This is a genomic window from Arthrobacter sp. AIWTK1, from assembly GCF_056680535.1.
On sequence record NZ_CM155287.1, the window covers coordinates 2,121,371 to 2,140,252 of the forward strand.

At 64.1% G+C, this 18,882-nt stretch carries 16 protein-coding genes; 6 read left to right on the forward strand and 10 right to left on the reverse strand.

The window, feature by feature from the left end; genetic code table 11:
• Positions 1-83 precede the first annotated feature (83 nt).
• Entirely contained in the window at positions 84-980 is an 897-nt protein-coding gene (gene catA / locus AC1MDG_RS09650) for a catechol 1,2-dioxygenase (protein WP_043481025.1), read from the reverse strand.
• Between the two features lie 316 nt (positions 981-1,296).
• Between catA and benA the strand changes: the two genes are divergently transcribed.
• From benA to AC1MDG_RS09675, 5 genes are all read left to right on the forward strand, one after another.
• Positions 1,297-2,685: a benzoate 1,2-dioxygenase large subunit gene (gene benA, locus AC1MDG_RS09655; protein ID WP_479808734.1), complete on the forward strand. Its 1,389-nt coding sequence runs from the start codon at positions 1,297-1,299 to the stop codon at positions 2,683-2,685.
• Between the two features lie 37 nt (positions 2,686-2,722).
• On the forward strand, positions 2,723-3,259 hold the full coding sequence (gene benB, locus AC1MDG_RS09660; protein WP_043481028.1) for a benzoate 1,2-dioxygenase small subunit: 537 nt from the start codon (positions 2,723-2,725) through the stop codon (positions 3,257-3,259).
• A gap of 121 nt (positions 3,260-3,380) precedes the next feature.
• Positions 3,381-4,952, forward strand: a complete 1,572-nt coding sequence (gene benC, locus AC1MDG_RS09665; RefSeq protein WP_479808736.1) for a benzoate 1,2-dioxygenase electron transfer component BenC — start codon at positions 3,381-3,383, stop codon at positions 4,950-4,952.
• Positions 4,952-5,779 carry a 1,6-dihydroxycyclohexa-2,4-diene-1-carboxylate dehydrogenase gene (locus AC1MDG_RS09670; RefSeq protein ID WP_479808738.1) on the forward strand — a complete coding sequence of 276 codons (828 nt, stop codon included), beginning with the start codon at positions 4,952-4,954 and terminating at the stop codon, positions 5,777-5,779. The genes benC and AC1MDG_RS09670 overlap by 1 nt, the downstream gene beginning before the upstream one ends.
• Positions 5,780-5,840: 61 nt before the next feature.
• Positions 5,841-8,672: an AAA family ATPase gene (locus tag AC1MDG_RS09675; protein ID WP_479808740.1), complete on the forward strand. Its 2,832-nt coding sequence runs from the start codon at positions 5,841-5,843 to the stop codon at positions 8,670-8,672.
• 40 nt (positions 8,673-8,712) lie between these two features.
• Here the strand turns inward: AC1MDG_RS09675 and catC are convergent, their stop codons facing one another.
• The 4 genes from catC to AC1MDG_RS09695 all read right to left on the reverse strand — a co-directional run bounded on the left by catC (position 8,713) and on the right by AC1MDG_RS09695 (position 12,600).
• A complete protein-coding gene (gene catC, locus AC1MDG_RS09680; RefSeq protein ID WP_043481034.1) occupies positions 8,713-8,991 on the reverse strand; it encodes a muconolactone Delta-isomerase in 279 nt (92 codons plus the stop codon).
• Positions 8,992-9,027: 36 nt separating this feature from the next.
• Positions 9,028-10,131, reverse strand: a complete 1,104-nt coding sequence (locus AC1MDG_RS09685) for a mandelate racemase/muconate lactonizing enzyme family protein (protein WP_479808742.1) — start codon at positions 10,129-10,131, stop codon at positions 9,028-9,030.
• Positions 10,128-11,072, reverse strand: a complete 945-nt coding sequence (locus tag AC1MDG_RS09690) for a LysR substrate-binding domain-containing protein (protein WP_479808744.1) — start codon at positions 11,070-11,072, stop codon at positions 10,128-10,130. Before AC1MDG_RS09690 ends, AC1MDG_RS09685 begins: the two co-directional genes overlap by 4 nt.
• Before the next feature lie 124 nt (positions 11,073-11,196).
• Complete coding sequence (locus tag AC1MDG_RS09695; protein ID WP_479808746.1) at positions 11,197-12,600, reverse strand: MFS transporter; 1,404 nt, start codon at positions 12,598-12,600, stop codon at positions 11,197-11,199.
• Positions 12,601-12,883: 283 nt separating this feature from the next.
• Here AC1MDG_RS09695 and AC1MDG_RS09700 point away from each other — a divergent pair, with 283 nt between their 5' ends.
• Positions 12,884-13,582 (forward strand): maleylpyruvate isomerase family mycothiol-dependent enzyme, encoded by a 699-nt coding sequence (locus AC1MDG_RS09700; protein WP_479808748.1) that lies wholly within the window; start codon positions 12,884-12,886, stop codon positions 13,580-13,582.
• Positions 13,583-14,031: 449 nt separating this feature from the next.
• Here the strand turns inward: AC1MDG_RS09700 and AC1MDG_RS09705 are convergent, their stop codons facing one another.
• The 5 genes from AC1MDG_RS09705 to AC1MDG_RS09725 form a co-directional block, all read right to left on the reverse strand.
• Positions 14,032-14,799 (reverse strand): SCO1664 family protein, encoded by a 768-nt coding sequence (locus tag AC1MDG_RS09705; protein ID WP_479808750.1) that lies wholly within the window; start codon positions 14,797-14,799, stop codon positions 14,032-14,034.
• On the reverse strand, positions 14,799-15,353 hold the full coding sequence (locus tag AC1MDG_RS09710; protein ID WP_479808752.1) for a DUF3090 domain-containing protein: 555 nt from the start codon (positions 15,351-15,353) through the stop codon (positions 14,799-14,801). Before AC1MDG_RS09710 ends, AC1MDG_RS09705 begins: the two co-directional genes overlap by 1 nt.
• Positions 15,354-15,377: 24 nt before the next feature.
• Positions 15,378-16,070: a histidine phosphatase family protein gene (locus AC1MDG_RS09715; protein WP_479808754.1), complete on the reverse strand. Its 693-nt coding sequence runs from the start codon at positions 16,068-16,070 to the stop codon at positions 15,378-15,380.
• Between the two features lie 293 nt (positions 16,071-16,363).
• Positions 16,364-17,347: a DUF808 domain-containing protein gene (locus AC1MDG_RS09720; protein WP_479808756.1), complete on the reverse strand. Its 984-nt coding sequence runs from the start codon at positions 17,345-17,347 to the stop codon at positions 16,364-16,366.
• A 728-nt stretch (positions 17,348-18,075) separates the two neighbouring features.
• On the reverse strand, positions 18,076-18,882 hold the full coding sequence (locus AC1MDG_RS09725; RefSeq protein ID WP_479808758.1) for a class I SAM-dependent methyltransferase: 807 nt from the start codon (positions 18,880-18,882) through the stop codon (positions 18,076-18,078).

Here is an 18,882-nt window from a genome sequence, read left to right on the forward strand (position 1 = left end):
CACGATACAGGCGCCCCGGAGGTGACCCTCCGGAGCGCCCTGTGGTGCCGGAGGGAACCGGCACCATTTGTGAGCGGTGGTTCTTACTTGTGCTGGCCTTCTTTGGCGAGGACGTAGTCATAGACCACTTCTTCGCCGGCGCCGCCATCCGTGCGCGGCTTGGGATCGAGCATAAGTTCAGGCTTGACTGCGGAGGCAATGTCGTCGGCGTTGTGGGGGTCGCCGGGGAAGTAGAGCTGCTGAGTTACAGGCTGGAAGCCGGGCGCCGAGACCTTGATGTGGATGTGCGCCGGGCGCCAGGCATGCCAGCCTGCCGCGCTGATCAGCTGCCCGCAGGCCCCGTCCGTGGGGATCTGGTAAGGCGCCGGGCGCATCGTGTTGATTTCGAAGCGGCCGTCGTCGTCCGCCTTGACCGTTGCCCGGAAGAGCCATTCCGGGAGGCCCGGCGCGTACTGGGAATAGAACCCGGCGCTGTCGGCGTGCCAAATCTCCACCTGGGCGTTCCGGATGGGATTACCGTCCGTATCGGTGAAGCGGCCGCTGAAGTGCAGCGGGGTGCCCTCCTCGTCCTCACGCATTTCGACGGTTCCCGGGGTCTGGAGCAACGGGGAGCCCGGCACGTAGTAGGGTCCTTCGATGGTGCCCACAGTGCCGGGGCGGTCCTGGGAGTTGACGTCCTCCACGGTGTGCTCCAGCCACACGTCGAGGAACAGCGGCCATTCCCCGTCAGTTCCCACTTTGATGAGCCAGGCTTTGAGTGCGTTGTATTCCTCGTAGGTGACCTGGTGTTCGACGACGATGTCGTTGGCGGCCTTGATCAGTGCCCCCGCCAGCAGGCTCACTCTTTCTTTCGGCACATCCAGACGGGAGAGCTTGCCTGAGACGGTGAAGCGTTCGGTGGCCTTGGAGCCGGCTTCGACGGCAGTGCCTTCGTCCTCTTTGCGGGTGTCTGCTTGGGTCTCGGTCATGGTGATGTCCATACTCCTCTTTGAATAAAGGACAGGAAGTGCTCCTGTGCCATTGCGAAGGCGTGCGGCCGGACTTGCACCTGCCACCACGCGACCTCGGGTGATGTCCGTCTCATCGTAGGCTTCAAATAAGGACGCTACAAATATCGATTTAGCCTGTTTTCAGTCAAAAAGGCGACATAAAGACACCCTTGGTCGAACCTAGGTTTTTGCCTGATGTGAGAGCTGTCACGGTGGACAAGAATTACCTGACAACGTCCTGGGCGTTCCGCGACGCTAGCCGGACCACCCGCCCATCCGTCCAGCACTCTCCAATGAAGGAGCAGCCATGACCGAGAACATGACCCATGTCCGCGAGGTCCTTGCCGACGCCGTGATCGACGACCGTGAGAACGGCGTCATCCGGGCCAAGCGCGAGATTTTCACGGATGAAGAGATTTTCGAACTGGAGATGAAGCACATCTTCGAGGGCAACTGGGTTTACCTGGCCCACGAATCCCAGATCCCCAACGTGGGGGACTACTTCACCACCAACATCGGCCGTACTCCTGTGGTGATCACCCGTGACAAGGACGAAAAGCTCAATTGCATCGTCAACGCCTGCTCACATCGCGGTGCGATGCTGTGCCGCCGTAAGACGGACAACCGCACCACGTTCACCTGTCCGTTTCACGGCTGGACGTTCAAGAATTCCGGTGAACTGCTCAAGGTTAAAGACTCCCGCAATGCTGGCTACCCGGAGACGTTCAACAAAGAGGGCTCCCACGACCTCACCAGGGTTGCCCGTTTCGAGTCTTACCGGGGCTTCCTGTTTGGCTCGCTCAAAGCTGACGTTCTCCCGCTCGAAGAGCACCTGGGTGACGCCACCAAGGTGATCGATTCGATCGTGGATCAGTCCCCGGAGGGACTGGAGGTGCTGCGTGGGTCCTCCACCTACACCTACGACGGCAACTGGAAGGTGCAGGCGGAGAACGGCGCCGACGGCTACCACGTGACCGCGGTCCACTGGAACTACGCTGCCACTACGGCCCGCCGCACCGCCGGAGACTCCGCGAACAAGACCAAGGCCATGGACGCCGGCAAGTGGGGCAAGGTCAAGGGCGGTTTCTATTCCTACGACCATGGACACCTGCTGCTGTGGCAGGAATGGACAAACCCGGAGGACCGCCCGCTGTGGGACCGCCGCGAGGAGCTCGTCGCCAAGTATGGCGAGGAGATGGCTAACTTCATGATCAATATTTCGCGGAACCTCTGCCTTTACCCGAACGTCTACATCATGGACCAGTTCTCCTCGCAGATCCGCCACTTCCGTCCCATCTCGGCGGACCAGACAGAGGTGACGATCTACTGCATCGCCCCGAAGGGCGAATCACAGGAGAACCGGTCCAAGCGCATCCGCCAGTATGAAGACTTCTTCAACGCCACCGGCATGGCCACTCCCGACGATCTCGAGGAGTTCCGGTCCTGCAACAAAACCTACTGGGCTACTTCTGCGCCTTGGAACGATATGACTCGCGGGTCCACCCACGAGATTGCGGGCCCTGACGAGCAGGCCCAGGCGCTGGGAATGACCAGGGTCATCGCGTCCGGGGTACGAACCGAGGACGAGGGGCTTTACCCCATCCAGCACTGGTACTGGAAGGAAGTCATGGACCGGGCCCTGGCGGAGGAGGAGGAGGAGACCTCCGCACTGGACGCTGTTCCAGTCCGAGCCTGACCCAGAGCCCGCCGGAACCAGAGAGAGCACAGAACCCATGACCAACCTGACCCAAACCGCCCCGGTCCTGAAGACCGCGGAGGAGATCGCAACCCTCGAGACCGTCCGGACGTTCCTGTACCGGGAAGCCCGCCTGCTGGACGACCGCCAGTTCGATGAATGGCTTGAGTGCTACCACCCGGACTCCGAATTCTGGATGCCGGCGTGGGACGTCGACGACCAGCTGACGCAGGATCCCCAGAACGAGATCTCCCTTATCTACTACGACAACCGCGGCGGCATCGAGGACCGGGTGTTCCGGATCAAGACCGACCGGTCTTCTGCCACTTCCCTTCCCGAGCCGCGCACGGGCCACAACATCACGGACATCGAGGTTTTGGCGAACGACGGCGGCCAGGTCCAGGTGCGCTTCAACTGGTTCACCCTCTACTTCCGCTACAACACGACGGACACGTACTTCGGCACCAGCTTCTACACGATCGACCTTTGCGGCCCGGAGCCGGTGATCCTGAAGAAGAAAGTGGTCCTGAAGAACGATTACATCCACCACGTGGTGGACGTCTACATGATCTGACCTGCCGTGCGGCGCCCGGGAGTTCCCGGGCGCCGCACGGCAGGTCCCACACCCGTGCCCGCCGGGCACGCCAGAACTTTTCCCGGGTCGCGTTGATGCGGCCCCCAGCCAGGAGGAAACCATGGGCCACAAAGTTGCCCTCAGCTTCGAAGACGGCGTCACCAAAGTCATCAAGGTCGGCGACTACGAGACCGTGATGGACGCCGCGTACAAGGCCCGCATCAATATTCCGTCGGACTGTCGTGACGGCGCATGCGGTACCTGCAAGGCCTTCTGCGATTCCGGCTCCTTCGATCCGGGCGACTACATCGACGACGCCATGACGGAGGAAGAGCTCGACAAGGGCTACATGCTTACCTGCCAAGCGGTTCCCGAGTCTGATCTGGCCATTCAAATCCCCGCCACGTCCGAATCGGCGAAAACCGGAGCCAGTTCCTTCACTTCAACTGTGAAGGAACTCAACAAACACTCGGAAACCACGGTGTCGTTTACCTTGGAGGTGGAAAACCGGGACGCCCTTGCCTTCCTGCCGGGCCAGTACGTCAACATCAAGGTCCCCGGAACCGACGCGGAGCGTTCATATTCGTTCAGCAGCGGCCCCGAGGTTCAGGACTCCTCATTCATGGTGAGGGTGACGCCTCAGGGTGCGATGTCCGAGTACCTGCGCGATCGCGCGGCAGTGGGAGACGCCATCGAATTCACGGGCCCCTACGGATCGTTCTTCCTGCGTGAACCCAAGCGACCACTGTTGCTCCTGGCTGGAGGTACCGGCCTGGCGCCGCTCCTGTCCATCCTCGAGAAGCTTTCCGAGAACCCGGCGTCGGTACCGGTCCATCTGATTTATGGCCTGACCCGTGAGGCGGACATCGTTGGCCTTGAGTGGCTGCGGGACTATGAGGCGAAGCTGCCCGGATTTACGTGGGACTACATTGCTTCCGAACCTGGCACGTCGGCTCCCCACACGGGCTATGTCACCCAGATCATCGAGCCAAAGCATCTGAACGACGGCGATGTTGACATCTACCTGTGCGGACCCCCTCCCATGGTCAACGCCGTGTCGAAATGGCTGGACTCCGAGGGCATCAAGCCCGCCAACTTTTACTTCGAGCGCTTTGCCCCGAAGGAAACCACCGGCGGCGACGCGGAGACAGGTGCGCCGGCAGCCGCCGAGAAGATTGCGGCCGACGGCGACAAGATGAGCCGCAGTGAGGCCGTTTCGTCCCTGGAGACCGGCCGGCTGGATTTCCGTAAAGAGGACAGCTTCGCACAGCTTGACGCGCGCATGGGCCTGGAACTCGCAGTGAGCGAACTGATGGTGGGCCGCCTGAGCGAGGAGCAGCTGCACCAGTTCCGACGCCTCGCCGAGGCAACCAAGCGCTCTGTAAATGCCGGCACCATCCAGGAACCGGAAGAGTTCGCGCGGACTAATGAGGAGTTCCACGAATACCTCTTCATGGTCTGCGACAACCCCATGCTGCTCGAGTCCTACCGCCGGCTGGACGTCCACGCGCAGATGGCGGCCGCCTTCGAAACGGGAACGAGGATTTTCGAGCGGGTCATACAGGACCATCTTGATGTTGTTGACGCTTTTGAGCGGCAGGACAAAGCACGGGTCCGGGAGGTCATCATGGCCCACGCCCACGATGCCAAGGAAACCATGGCCGGCGCCATCGACGCCAGGGCCGGCCGCTGATGACACAGCCGTATGCCGGACAGTTCGTTACTCCCGCCCGGTACGCCGGCAAGGTAGTTCTTGTGACGGGTTCCGCCCAGGGCATCGGCCAGAAGGTGGCCGAGCGCATCGGTGCCGAGGGCGGCGCCGTCGTCCTCGTAGACCGGGCCGAGTTGGTCCATGAGGTGGCGAGCGGGATACAGGAGGCAGCACAGGGAACCGGTTCAGGTGGCTCGGCCACCTCGGTGACTGCGGATCTGGAGACCTTCGCGGGAGCACAGCAGGCCGTGGACGCGGCACTGGCCGCCCACGGCCGCGTGGATGTGCTGGTTAATAACGTCGGCGGCACCATCTGGGCCCGCCCCTACGAAGAATATGACGAAGACAAGATCGAGAAAGAGATCCGGCGCTCCCTCTTTCCCACCCTGTGGACCTGCCGGGCCGTTCTGCCTGCCATGCTCCACCAGGGCTCGGGCACCATCGTCAACGTTTCCTCGGTGGCCACCCGCGGGCTGCACCGGGTGCCGTATGCGGCGGCCAAAGGGGGTGTCAATGCCCTGACCCAGTCATTGGCGATGGAGGTGGGAGGGCGCGGCATCCGCGTGGTGGCGACAGCCCCCGGCGGCACCGAGGCGCCACCCCGCAAGGTCAAGCGCGGGCCCGAGGCCGAATCCTCCACCGAGAAGGCCTGGTACCAGGTGATCGTTGACCAAACCGTGGAGTCGTCCTTCATGAAGCGCTACGCGACGTTGGACGAGCAGGCCGCGCCGATAGTCTTCCTCGGATCAGATGAGGCGTCATACCTGACGGGCACCATCCTTCCGGTTGCTGGCGGGGACCAGGGCTGAGCCCACTGTGATGGATGTCCGCCGTCAGGTCCGGCCGGCCGGCTCCGGTAGAGTTGCGGCCATGACGGCGGGCTCCATGCAAGGCGATACTGCGGAGGGCTTTCCCCTGGCCGGCCGGTCAGGGGTCTTTGAGGAACTGCTGGGAATTCTCCGCACTGTCCGCAAGGGCAAAGTGGGCGCAGTGGTGATCACCGGCCCGTCCGGTTCCGGGAAGACGGCCGTGCTGGAGTCCTTTCTTGAGCACTGCCGCACTGTTGCCCGCGGTGTCCGGGTGTTGTCGGCCATGGGCGATGAATGGGAGGCACAGTTTCCGCTTGCGGGGTACTCCCAGCTCATGCTCACCTCGCCGCTGCGCTCGGCTAAGGATTACGACGGCGGCCCTGCTCTGCCCGCGGGTCCGGTTGCGGCTCTCACCGCCGCCCAGGTGGTTAATTACGCTTCCACCCTCAGCACCCACCTCGAAGGGCTGCAGGCCCATGGCAGCGTAGTTGTAGCCGTGGATGACGTCCACAAACTCGATGTGGAGAGCCTGCGCATCCTCACCTTCGTCATGCGCCGGTTGTACGGAAAACGGATTTTGTTCGTGCTCACCCTCAACCCCGATGACGCTTTACGCGTCCCCAGCGGTGTGCTTGACTTCCTCACTGGCCACCAAGTAGACAGTATCCCGCTGGATCCGATAACCCCGCAGCAGGTTCAGGATCTCGCCCGGAGGATGTTCGGCCTCGACCTCAGCGCGACCGCCGCACACGGCCTGGTCAAGCACACCCGGGGACTCGCGCAACCGATCGTGGAGCTGCTCCGTGAGCTGCCGGCGGAAACCTGGCAGACGTGGTTTCCTTCTCTGCCTCCGACGTCCCGCGTCCGCGCCAGGGTGCGAAGTGTCCTGGAAGCAGCGTCCCCGGGTCTGGTTGCTGTCGCCGAGGCAGCGTCGGTGCTCGGGCGGTCCGCCAGCATGGCGGAGGTTTCCCAGGTCAGCGGAGTGGACGCCATTATGGAGGCGCTCGACGAGGGGCACCGTGCCGGGCTGTTGGGGCTGTCTGTCGACCAGGCACGTTCCGCCGTCGTGTTCTTTGAATCAGGCACCGACGCCGCCGTCTATGAACAGATCGCTCCCAGCCGGCGCATTGGGCTTCATCGGCTGGCCGCCGAGGCCGTGCAACCCGAGGGCGAGAGGTTGGGCCACCGTGTCTCCGCCACACCCGGCGCGGACGAGGACCTGGCCAAGGAGCTGGAGGAATTTGCCCGCCGCCAAGCCCTCGTTGGAGCCTGGCAGGACGCCTCAACAGCATTGTTCTCCGCCTCCCGGCTTTCCCAGGACATCCGTTCCCGGAACGACAGGCTCCTGAGGGCCGTGGATGCCCTGGTGGGTTCAGGCAACATTGCCCAGGCCCAGATGTGGACTGCGGCAGTGGACGCGCTGCCGCCGTCGCCGCTTCGCTCGTCCGTGTTGGGCTACCTCTCCACCGCGTCGGGACAGAATGACAGTGCCCAGAAGCAGTTGGAGATGGCCTGGCGCACCTCCAATCCGCAGCGTGATCCAACGGCCGCCGCGCAGGTGGCGCAGCGCTTCGTCCTGCACGGCGTGGCGTCGTGGGACGGTCCGGTCATTACCACTTGGGCAGAACGGGCCATGGAACTTACCCAGCCGGGCACCCCCGCCCATATTGAATCAGAGGCCATCTACGGCCTCGGCCTGTACGCTCAGGGCCGGTTTTCCGAGGCGGAGGCTTCCTATCACCGGGCTTTTGAACATGCTGCCGAGAACGCCCAAAAACAACGGGTCCAGATGGGTGCGGGCTGGCTAGCGCTGCGGCTCGACAACGTTGAGACAGCGCTGGTGAACTTCGAGTCGGCGGCCCCCACTGAGTACCAGGGCGGCTCGATGCGGATTTCGCTTTGGGCCGAGGCCTGGCTGGCTCGCACTCACCTGATACTCGGCAACTGGGATGCGGCGGCCGCCACCGTGGCGCGCGCATCCGTGCGGCTCGAGACGTCACGGATGCCGCTGATCCGGCCCCTGCTCTATTGGACTGCAGCGGAGCTATGGTCCATGCGGGGAGACTGGGAGCGGGCCCGGTACTACGTTTCGCAGGCGGCTGTGCAGCCAGGGACGTACCGTGCCATGCAGGTGCCCGCGAGCCTCGCCCGCGCCCGCTTCCACGAGGCCAGGGCGGATTATGAAGGGGCTTTGGCTGTCCTGCAGCCGCTGACGGAGCTGGACCCATGGACCGAGAACAGGGTGTCCTTCTGGCCCTGGCAGGACACCTATGTCAACGCCCTGGTCATGACCGACCAGCTCGACGCCGCCGACTCGTTCCTTACGGCGTTCGAACGCGTGCCGCGCGAGCGGGAAGTGCCCTCGGATATGGCGCGGATGGCGTGGGCCAGGGGACGGCTGGTGGCTGCACAGGGAGACCCGGACACTGCGAGGGAACATTTTGAGGCGTCTCTGGGGCACCTTAGGGGGCTCAACCGGCCGTACCTGCGGGCACGGATTAGTTTTGCATTCGGCCAGAGCATGCGCCGGGCGGGCAAACGGCGCCTGGCCTCCTCGGTCCTGCGGGCCGCCCGTGACCTCTACGACTCCCTGGGGGCGGCCACGTATGTGGAACGGTGCGACCGGGAGCTCAAGGCAACAGGGCTCGACGTCGGGAGCCTGCCTGACCCTGCCGACCCCGTGCTGACCGCCGTCAGCGACCAGCACCTCCAGCTCACAGCCCAGGAACGCGCCGTGGCCGAACTGGTAGCGGGCGGCGCCACCAACAAGGAAGCGGCCCGGACCCTGTTCCTGGCAGAGAAGACCGTGCAGTACCACCTGACCCGGCTTTACCGGAAAATGGGAATCCGCTCCCGCAGCGAGCTCGCGGCCGTGTTCCGGGCCAGGGACTGATCCCGGAACACGGCCGGCCCTGGAGGCCTCGCGCCGGTGACTATTTGACGTCGGAGGGGTGCTTCGCGAGCGGGACCACCGAGATGTCCATGTACGGGAACAGCGGCAGGTTCTGCAGGATCTCGTGGAGTTCGTCGTTCGAATCGACGTCGAAGATCGAATAGTTGGCGTATTCACCCACCACCCGCCAGATTTCCGGCCACTTGCCCGAGCGCTGCAACTGCTGTGAGTAGGCCTTCTCCCTGGCCTTGATCTCCGCGGCTTCGCCGGCGGGAAGGTCGGCGGGCAGGTTTACGTCCATGTGGACCAGGTACTTCATAAATGTCCTTTCGGTAAGGCGGTTTGCTAGCGGTTGCTAGCGGTCGGTGCGGTAGCGCGAGAGCTTTTCTTCATCAACAGCGGTGCCCACGCCTGGGCCCTCGGGAACACGGATGCGTCCGCCGGTGATGGCCAAGGGCTCGGCCAAGAGGTCGTCGGCCATGTCCAGGTAGTTGGACAGCTCCGCTGCCCGCTTGGCCGAATGGGCAAAGGCGGCGCCGAAGACCACCGAGGCTACCGTGCCGACCTGGGTGTCGATCTGGTTGCCTATATAGACATCGATGCCCATACCCTCGGCCATGCCAACGATTTTGGCCGCCTCGGTAAAACCGGACCGGGCAGTCTTTACCGCCAGGAGGTTCGCACCGCCGGTGAGGATCTCCCGAGCGGCCTCGCCAAGGTTGGCGGCAGATTCGTCCGCGGCGATCGGGATGGGGGAGTTGGTCACGAGGCGACGGCGGCCGAGGACTTCGCGGGCGTCGTCGGGCTCCTCCAGGAACTGCAGACCCAATTCTGCCGTGCGGCGCAGCACTTCGGCGGCCTCGTTGGCAGACCAGCCACGGTTGGCGTCCATGTACAGCTCAGCGTCCTCGCCAAGACCCTCGCGGAGCACCCTGGCGGCCTCAATGTCCAGGTTCAGCGGGCGGCGTCCGGTCTTGAGCTTGAACGTGTTGATGCCATAGGTCTCGCGGAACTCCAACGCCAATGCCAGCAACTCCCGGGCAGGCTTGAAGCCGAGCATGTGGGAGACCCGGAGCGAGTCGGTGTACCCGCCCAGTAGCTTTGTCACCGGCTGCCCGAGAGTCTTGCCGATGACGTCCCACAGGGCGATGTCTACGGCGCCCTTAGCCGTCTGGTTGTGAACGGTCCTGTGCAGGATTGACTGAACTTTCTCCCGATCAAAAATATCGACACCGATCAGTTGCGGAGCGAAAATGTCCTCCACCACCGCCACGATCGACTTCTGGGTCTCACCATAGGTGTAGGGGCGCGGAGGGGTATCAGCGGTTCCCACCACGCCGTCGTCGGTGCGAAGCCTGACGAGCACGTGGTCTGCCTCGTGCACGGAACCGGAAGCGAAATGCAGTGGATGAAGATAGGGGATCGAGTAGGGAATCGCCTCAATGGCTGCGATCTTCATGAGCGGGAAAGCCTTTCATCAGTGGGAAACGGCACAGGGTCGGGGGCCGGGGCAGGCACCGTCGGTCCCGCAGTTGCGGTGGCCACGATGTCCAGAAAGTTACGGAGCAGCGCAGAGTGATGCCCGCGCATCCAGGCGACCGCGAGCTCCACATCGGGGACGTCTTCAATTTGCCGGTAGGCCACGCCTTCAAGCTGGAAGGCCTGCACGCTGGACGGCATCACCGCCACCCCGCCCCCTGCAGCTACAAACGCCAGCATCGTCGAGGTCTCACCAACCACCTGGGTAATGCGTGGCTGGAAGCCCGCCTGGCGGCACAGGTCTGCGGTGGTGCGGTGAAGCACGGACTCGGGCGGGTAGGCGATGAAGTCCTGGTCCTGCAGCTCGTGCATCGCCACGGGCCGATCCACGGCCAGGGCACTGAAGGAGGGAAGCGCGACGACGAGCGGCTCACGGGCCACAGTCCGATAGTCGATGTCTTGCGCTGCGACCGGGGGCCGCAGCAACGCGGCGTCCAGAGTACCGTTCCGCAGGCCCGCTTCCATGGACGGCGTGAGCATTTCGCCGTGCAGGGCCAGGGACAGGCCCGGCAGCAGCTGTTTGGCAAGTCGGGCTACCTGGGGCATGACACCATACGTTGCCGAGCCCGAGAAGCCGACCCGCAGGACGCCGGTTGCGCCCCTTCCCACCTGGTAAACATCAGCCTGAAGAGTCGCCACGTCATTGACTATCTGCCGCCCCCGATCCAGGAGGAGCTGCCCCGCCGCGGTGAGGTCCACCCTGCGGGTGGTGCGGTTGAGCAACTGGACTCCTATCTGGTCTTCCAGCTGGCGGATCTGCTGCGAGAGAGGTGGCTGGGCCATATGAAGGCGCTTGGCCGCGCGGCCGAAGTGCCGCTCCTCAGCAACCGCAATGAAGTAGTTCAGTTGGCGGATGTCCACGGTGGTGCCGTCCTTCAGCTAACCGGCCCCGACGATGCGGCCGTGGCTTATTTATTCAAATAATAACCATAATAAGCCTCACTAGGATATCCGAACCACGTAATGTTGCTGCGGTGCCGGTGGATCATGGGCGGAGCGCGGACGTTGTGAACTGCTCAGTAGGAATGCTGTCTTCTGCACGACCCTCTGCGATTTCTTCGACCTTGTGCTCGGCCTCCTCCAGCTTCCGCTGACGCGGCACCAGCACAGTGACCACGGCGCCGACCAGGGCCACGGCCCCGTAGATGTAGAAGGCCGTGGATCCGCCAATGCCGGCGGCGGCCAGCCACCCGCCGATAATCGGACCGAGCACGCCGCCCAGCCGTCCCACGCTTGCGCACCATGCGACGCCCGCGGCCCGGGCGTTAGTGGTGAAGTAGTTGGACTGGAACCCGTAGATCAGCACCTGGGTTCCCAGCGTTCCCACGCCTGCGAGGGCTATAAAGGCAAAAAGCAGCGGCAGCGGAAAGCTGAAGGTCATGAGCGCCAGGGAAATGGTCGCCAGCGCGAAGGTGGCCGCGATGACCCGCTGGGGACCGCTTCTGTCCGCGAGGCGGGACGCAAGCAGGCCACCCGCCACTGCGCCGAGGTTCAGTGCCAGCGGGAAGAACAGCGAGTACGTCCGCCCGTAACCGTAGCCCTCCATGATTTTGGGCAACCAGGTGTTGAGTCCGTATGTCAGCAGCAGACCGCAGAAGGACATCAGGCCCAGCAGAATCGCTGCCACGGCAAACTGGCGGGAAAACACGGCCGCAAAGCCTGATTTCTGCGGCGCGGCGCCTACCTGCCGGATGATCCGCTCCTCGATGAGCGGGACGCCGGTGCGGTGTGCAGCAGCGAGGGCCTCCTCTTCGCGCCCCCGGGACAGCAGCCATCGCGGTGATTCGGGGAGGTTGCGCCAAGCAATGGGCAGGAGGATGACCAGCGGCAGTGAGCCTATGATGAACAGCCCGCGCCAGCCGATGCTGTCGAGGAAAAGGATGCCCAGGATGGAGGCCAGGACGCCGCCTGCCGGGATGCCTGAGTACACAATTGCGTTGTAGAACTGCCGCCTTCCCGCCGGTGCGAATTCAGCCATGGTGGCGCCGGCGCTGGCGATAACGATTCCCAAGCCAAGTCCGGTCGCAAACCGCAGGGCACCAAAGGCAGGGACGCTGGTGGCAAAGGCTGTGGCGAACATGCCGATGGAGAACCAGGCTATTCCCAGGAGCATCAGACGGCGGCGGCCGAAAAAGTCGCCGACAGCGCCGCAAACGAGTGAGCCGACGAGCACCCCGATGAGAGCCCACGAGCCGAGGAGCCCGGCGGTGACTGCATCGAAGGCTCCGATCTGGCCCGGGTCTGCGAGCAGCCCTGGCAGGACGGTGCCGTAAATGACAAGGTCGTAGCCGTCAAACAGCAGGGCTGTGCAGATGATGAAGGCCACCCAATTGGCGGTGCGCGCCTCCTTTTGTGGATTTTCGGCTATAACGTCGTGCGGTTGTGACATGGTCCCTAAGTCCTCTCTGACTCAAGTGGAGGCCTGCGGCGCCGGGAGAACCCAAGGGGCCGTCCTCCGAGTGCTTTCAGCCTGACAGAGGTGTGACGCGCGACATATGAGGGAAATACCCGGCTTTCCGCCCGGGGGCGATTCATATGCTGTGGATCTGAAACGGTCTCTTTACGGAGTGAAGCCCTCGGCAATGCTGCCCGTCTGAGTCGAGACGATCTGGATATGGAAAGACGGGGCAGAAACGGTGGTTTGGAAACTGGCCCGTGGGTAGGCTGGCACAATGATCAACCCTGCACGCCTTTACTCGGACCTGTCCCGCCTGGGCAGGGAAACGGGCATGTTCCTGGCTACCGTTGAGTCCCTTGCCGACGACGAGCTGAGGGTTCCCTCGCTGTGCGAGGGATGGAGCCGTGCCGACGTTATTGCCCACGTCGCATCCAGTGGCCGCGCACTGGTAAAGCTCATCGACTGGGCAACCTCCGGCGAGGAACGTCCCCTGTACGCCTCACGAGAGGCCCGCTCCATGGAGATCGCTGCTTTGGCCGCCCTGCCGCGCGAGGAACTTATCGGGGAACTGCGGGAGTCCGCCCGGACCTTTGCCGAGCAGGCACAACGGCTCAGCGGCGAACTCGCGGCCACGGAAGTGCAGGTAAGCGGCAAACCGGTCCCCGCCACGTCCATCGTCGCGCTCCGGATTGCCGAGGTGGTGGTGCATCACCACGACCTCAACACAGCCTGGACCGTCGAAGAAGCCGATCCGGATTCGCTGCTGAACGCCCTCGAAGCCGCAGTGCGGTCCCTGCGCGCCAAGGGTGCTCCCGGCATGACGCTGGTGACCGAAGAGCGTGACGAGTGGGTCATCGGCGACGGCGGATTGCGCGTTGAGTCCGACCGTGAGGGCCTGCTCCAGTGGCTGGCGCGCGGGGACGCCGAACACGTGGATATTGACGGCCCGGCGCCGGCACTGCCGTCCTGGTAAGCAGGCCCGCCCAGTCCGAGCTAGAGACTATGTTCGGTAGGTTCGCCGTGGCAAGCATGCTGCTGGTAACCGATATTCCGGTCATCAGCGTCATGGCAGACTTCTGGACCAGCAAGAAAAGGGGCGGACATGAGGGTGTGCACAACGTGCACACCCTCACCTTCGGATCGGGTCGTACCGGGGTCGGATTCCGCATGTTTCCGGGGGAGCCCCGTGTTTGCAAGGGTTGGAGTCCGGTTCGAGTCCCACCTCGGGCACGTGTTTTCCCTGTTCGGGGGCTTGTGAGCCTCTGAGCGTGCACAAACTCTCTACATGAGGGCCCGGCCGGGGCCTGGCTCCTCGGAAAATCGCCAGCCGAGCTCGTGCTCAGGAAGGATTAGCCCCGCCGCCGCGTCGAGATCCATGCCATCAACGTGACACAGCCTGCGAAGCACGTAGCCGTAATTCCCTTAGAACAGCGGCCAGGGCACCGCCGACATCTCACCGCTCGGAGCCGGAAACCGCCCTGCCAAGCGCAACCGGGCGCAACGCGTGGCGAGCGATGCGATTTCTTCGGCGCTGAGCAAGTCCGCCAGGTTTCTGCCCAGCCCACCGTGCAGTCCTTCGCTGACACGATCGATGCCGTCGCGTTCCTCGGCGGTCAGAGCGTCTCCCAGCCATCCCCACAGGACCGTGCGCAGCTTGTGGTCACGGTGAAAGGTAAGCCCATGGTCCACACCGTGCCGGTGGCCGTCCGTCATGGCAAGAATGTGGTCGCCTTTGCGGTCGGCGTTGTTCACGACGACGTCGAACACCGCCATGCGTCTGAGCGCCGGCGAGTCCTCGTGGATGAGGGCGACCATCCGTCCGTTCTCATCCTGACCCTCGAGAACGTGTTTCCAACCGGTCTCCGGTACGTCGTCCGACGCAACGAGGTCCACCGCGTTTTGGTCGGGGTCTGTCTCCTGCCACAGCTGCACCATTCCTTCGCCGAACGGACCATCGCGCAGCCAGGTGCGTGGCACCACGTTCCAGCCCAGGACCTCCGAAACCAGGTAGGCGGCAACCTCCCGGTGGGCAAGGAAGCCGTCGGGAAAATCCCACAGCGGTTTCTCCCCGGCTATCGGCTTATAGACGACTGTCGTGTCGCCGATGCTGCCCAGAAATGTAGCGTTCGACGCGGTGGTAATGCGCCCAGTGAGCGTCAGCTCGGCGGTAAACAGTTCGGGCGCCGGCATCAGACCTCGGGAAGGGTGCAGATGTGCCCGTCGGCGTCTACGGGGTAACCGCAGAGCGGGCACGCGGGACGCCCGGCACCCACAACCTCACGCGTGCGCTTAGCGAATGCGCGGGCGGTGCCAACCGGCATCCGCACCAGCAGCATTTCGGGCACGTCATCGTCGTCCTCATCAAGCGATTCGTCGTTGTCATCAGCATCGACATCGGTGATGGGGTAGGCCTCTATCACAACCTGCGCCGTCGTCGGGTCCCAACCTAAACTCATGGCGCCGGCGCGAAACTGCTCCTGAACGGCCTCGAGTTGGTCATTGTCAACCAATTCAATGGGAGTGCTGGTGGGAACGCTGTGTGGGTTGCCCTCGACAGTGAGAAGCTGGTCGAGAATTTCGTCGATCTTCTCCGCGAGCAGAGCCGACTGCTGCTTCTCCAGGGCAATACTCACGATGTGCGTCCCCGCCCGCACCTGCAGGTAGAACGTGCGCGCCCCCGGAAGGCCAATAGTGCCAACAACGACCCGATCAGGCCAGGCAAACTCGTGAACAAGTGTAGGCATGTCAGTATTCTAGGCACATGAGGTTCATGGCGCCTTTTGCCCTGCACCGCCGCCCACCGGCGCATCGCCAGACTGGATGCCGTTCGACAGCCACGACAGATCACCCGCGTCGGTGTTGGTCGCGTAAACGCTTGGCCGACTAGCGCCGTAGCGCACGATCGATACGGAGGCGGGGCCCACGTTAATACGCTGGAACAGGTCAAGGTGCATGCCGAGCGCGTCGGCGAGGATTGACTTGATGATGTCACCGTGACTCACCGCCACCCACACGGCCCCTGGCCCGTACTCGGCTTCGAATGCTGCATCGTGGCGTCGAATCGCTGCCACCGATCGAGCCTGCATCGCGGCCATGGATTCGCCGCCGGGAAAGACGACGGCGGACGGTTGCGACTGCACAACCGGCCACAAATCCTCGGTCGCGAGATCACTGAGCGTGCGGCCCTGCCACTGGCCGTAATCGCACTCGGTGAGATCGGGATCGACCGGCGAGTACGGCGAGCCAGCTTGGCGATCGAGGATGAGCTGGGCGGTCTGCTGACAACGCTCAAGAGGGCTCGACACCACCCCGACTACTGGCACGACCGCGAGCCGGTCTCCGGTCAGAGCCGCCTGGTCGCGCCCGATCTGGTCCAGGCTGACGCCGACGGCCCGACCGGCCAGCAGTCCCGTGGCATTGGCTGTGCTGCGGCCGTGCCGCACGAGAATAACTGTCGCCATCCACCCAGCCTAACCACCCCGCCCGATGGCGGTGTGAACCATACCGGGTCGCGCGTCGAACAGGCAGGTAAAGCACTGGCGGAACCCTTCAAGCACGCCGACGCGCTCAAAGCCGCCCAGACGGACTCGGCACGCATAGACCAGCTCATGGCTGACGCAGCAAAACCGGAAGAACCGGCACCGCCAGAACCCGCGGTTGACGTCGACCCCCGCATGGAGGACGTCCTGTACCCGCTCCGCGTCGGATTCAGTAGTTCCCGCCCTCTGAGAGCGGGTCGTGTTCCATGAGAACTCTAGCGGTCTCCTGCAGTGTCGCTCTCTTCGTGCCCGTCCTTCTTTTTGCCGACCGGCAGCACCTTGAGCAGCGGGCCCACGACGGCCATGACGACGAGTCCCCAGGCGATTCCAAGGATGGCGGAGCACAAGGTATTCACGAACCAGGCAAGGAAGCTGCCCGCCGCCGGGATCCCGGCGAAAGGGGTTTCGAGGGCATGTACCAGGTCGTACGGCGCATGCCAGCCGAGGTCGTGCGCGCCCTGCAGCATGATGTGGCCGCCCACCCACAGCATGGCGACCGTCCCGATTAGGGTGATAGCGGTCAACACTGCGGGCATTCCCTTGACGAGCAGTTCGCCGAACCGCTGGGAGCGCGCGGAGTCCTTGGTAGTCAGGTGCAGGCCGACGTCGTCCATCTTGACGATGAGGGCGACGGCACCATACACGAGCACTGTGATCACCAGAGCCACGACGACCAGGATGAGCGCCCGGACCCATATGGACTCAGTGGCCACCTCGTTCATGGAGATGACCATGATTTCGCAGGACAGGATGAAGTCGGTGGTGATGGCGCCCTTGACCACCTTGGCCTCCGCCTCGGGCCCCCGTTCGACCGCCGGCGTATCTTCGTCCGCGGAGTGGTGGCCGCGGAGCTTGTGCCAGACCTTCTCCGCACCCTCGTAGCACAAGTAGGTGCCGCCTAGCATGAGGATGAACGGGATGGCCCACGGAACGAAGGCGCTGACGATCAGCAGTGCCGGCAGGATGAACAGCAGCTTGTTTTTGAGCGAGCCCCAGAAGATCCGCTTGATCATTGGCAGTTCGCGGGACGGGTCCGCTCCGGACACGTACTGCGGGGTGACGGCAGCGTCGTCGATTACCACGCCGGCGGCCTTGGCCCCCGCCTTCGCAGCTCCGGCAGCGACGTCATCCACCGAGGCGGCCGCTATGCGGGCCAGGGCTGCGATGTCGTCCAGCAGGGCGACAAGACCGCCGCTCACAGGTCGATCCCGCGCTGCTCGTGGGTGGGCTGCTGGGCATTGAGGCCGTGGTTCGGGCGTGTGTTTGGCATGCTCAGATTATATGAGCGGTCTTCCTCCCAATGGCCCGGAAACGGGGGCGGGGGCGTGCCTGTGGGCGACCTCACCCATATGGACTCCGCTCATGAGCCCGTAGGAATTGAATAGGCCCGTAGAAATTTCTGTTGCCGGACCGTTGATCCTGGAGGCGTCACCGGCTGGCCAGTCGCTCGTGCTGATCCCGTCCCTCTGAAAGGGAAACAGGCCTTGCGCTCGTGGCGGTAGAACGGGTCGCCTGCACGGAATCCGAACTTGCCGAACTGCGGGACGACGCTGACGAGCCGGCGTGGAAGGATTCCCTCGACAACCTCTCCGAGAGACTGCGGGCAGCACTGAGCCTGGTGCGGCAGCGCCATACTCGGTGTGAATGCCGGCGATGTTGTAGCCCTCGCGGCGTGAGATCCACTGGCGTCAAGGCTGCGGGAGAGCGCCCGCTCGAAGTATGTCGCCGCCAGCGGAATCATCCGCCTCCACATAACGAGGTTGGTCGATGGCCAAGGGTCGACGCAAAGGCCGGTCTCGGACCTACGTCATCGCGCTGGCTCCGCCGGTCAACCACCAGATGGGATCCCGTGACCCATTTTGCCTCCTCGGACGCGAGGTAGAGGCCTGCATACGCGACAGCGAGTGGCTCAGGGCTGCTCCTGGTTCTAGGCGGGGGTGGCAACCCAGACGGTCCGGGAGGTGCGGGGTTCCAGCTCGACGTCGTCCGGGAATCGCTGCAGCAGGTTTGCCACGGCGTGGCGGTCGTCTGCGGTCAGGGCTGCCAGGTGTGAGAAGCGCGCGAACCACTGGCGGGCGTACTCCCGGGCGGCCGGGGTCTCTGGTGCGATGGTTGTCACTTCGGACCGGGTGACGGCGAACCCGGCGGCCTCGATGACCGGCGTCCAGTTCGGGTGGTGGTTCCACCCTCCGGCCGCCGCAGCGGCGTGGCAGCGCAGCTCCAGCAGCGCTTCGCGCGGATGGCTCAGGAAGCGGGGCAGAGTGGCGAGCTCGACGACGACCAGCACCCCGCCCGGCGCCAGTGCCCGGCGGACCCCCGCGAGGAGCCGGGCGGGGTGGCTGACGTGGTGGAGTGAGGACGATGCCCATACCAGGTCAACCGGCGCCTCGGCCGCTGCACCCGCCGTCATTGAGGAGCCGGCAAGCGCAGGGAAGCCGTGGTCGAGGTTGGTCTCGACTACGGCGAAGCCCTGCTTGCGCAGCACCTCGAGCATCTGCGGATCGTTGTCCACGCACGTCACGGCGGCGTCGGGGTAGCGCTCCCGCAGCAGCCGGCTGCCTGCGCCGGTGCCGGCGCCGAGGTCAACGACGCTGCGTGCAGCTGGCACCCCGGCCAGGTCCAGCACGGCTGTGAGGTGGTCGCCGAACACTTCGGCATCGAGGTCGAGGACGCGGTGCTGGTCATGGCTGCCAAGGTGGTCGTGGTGCCGCGTCGGGTGGGGCTGGTGATCCAT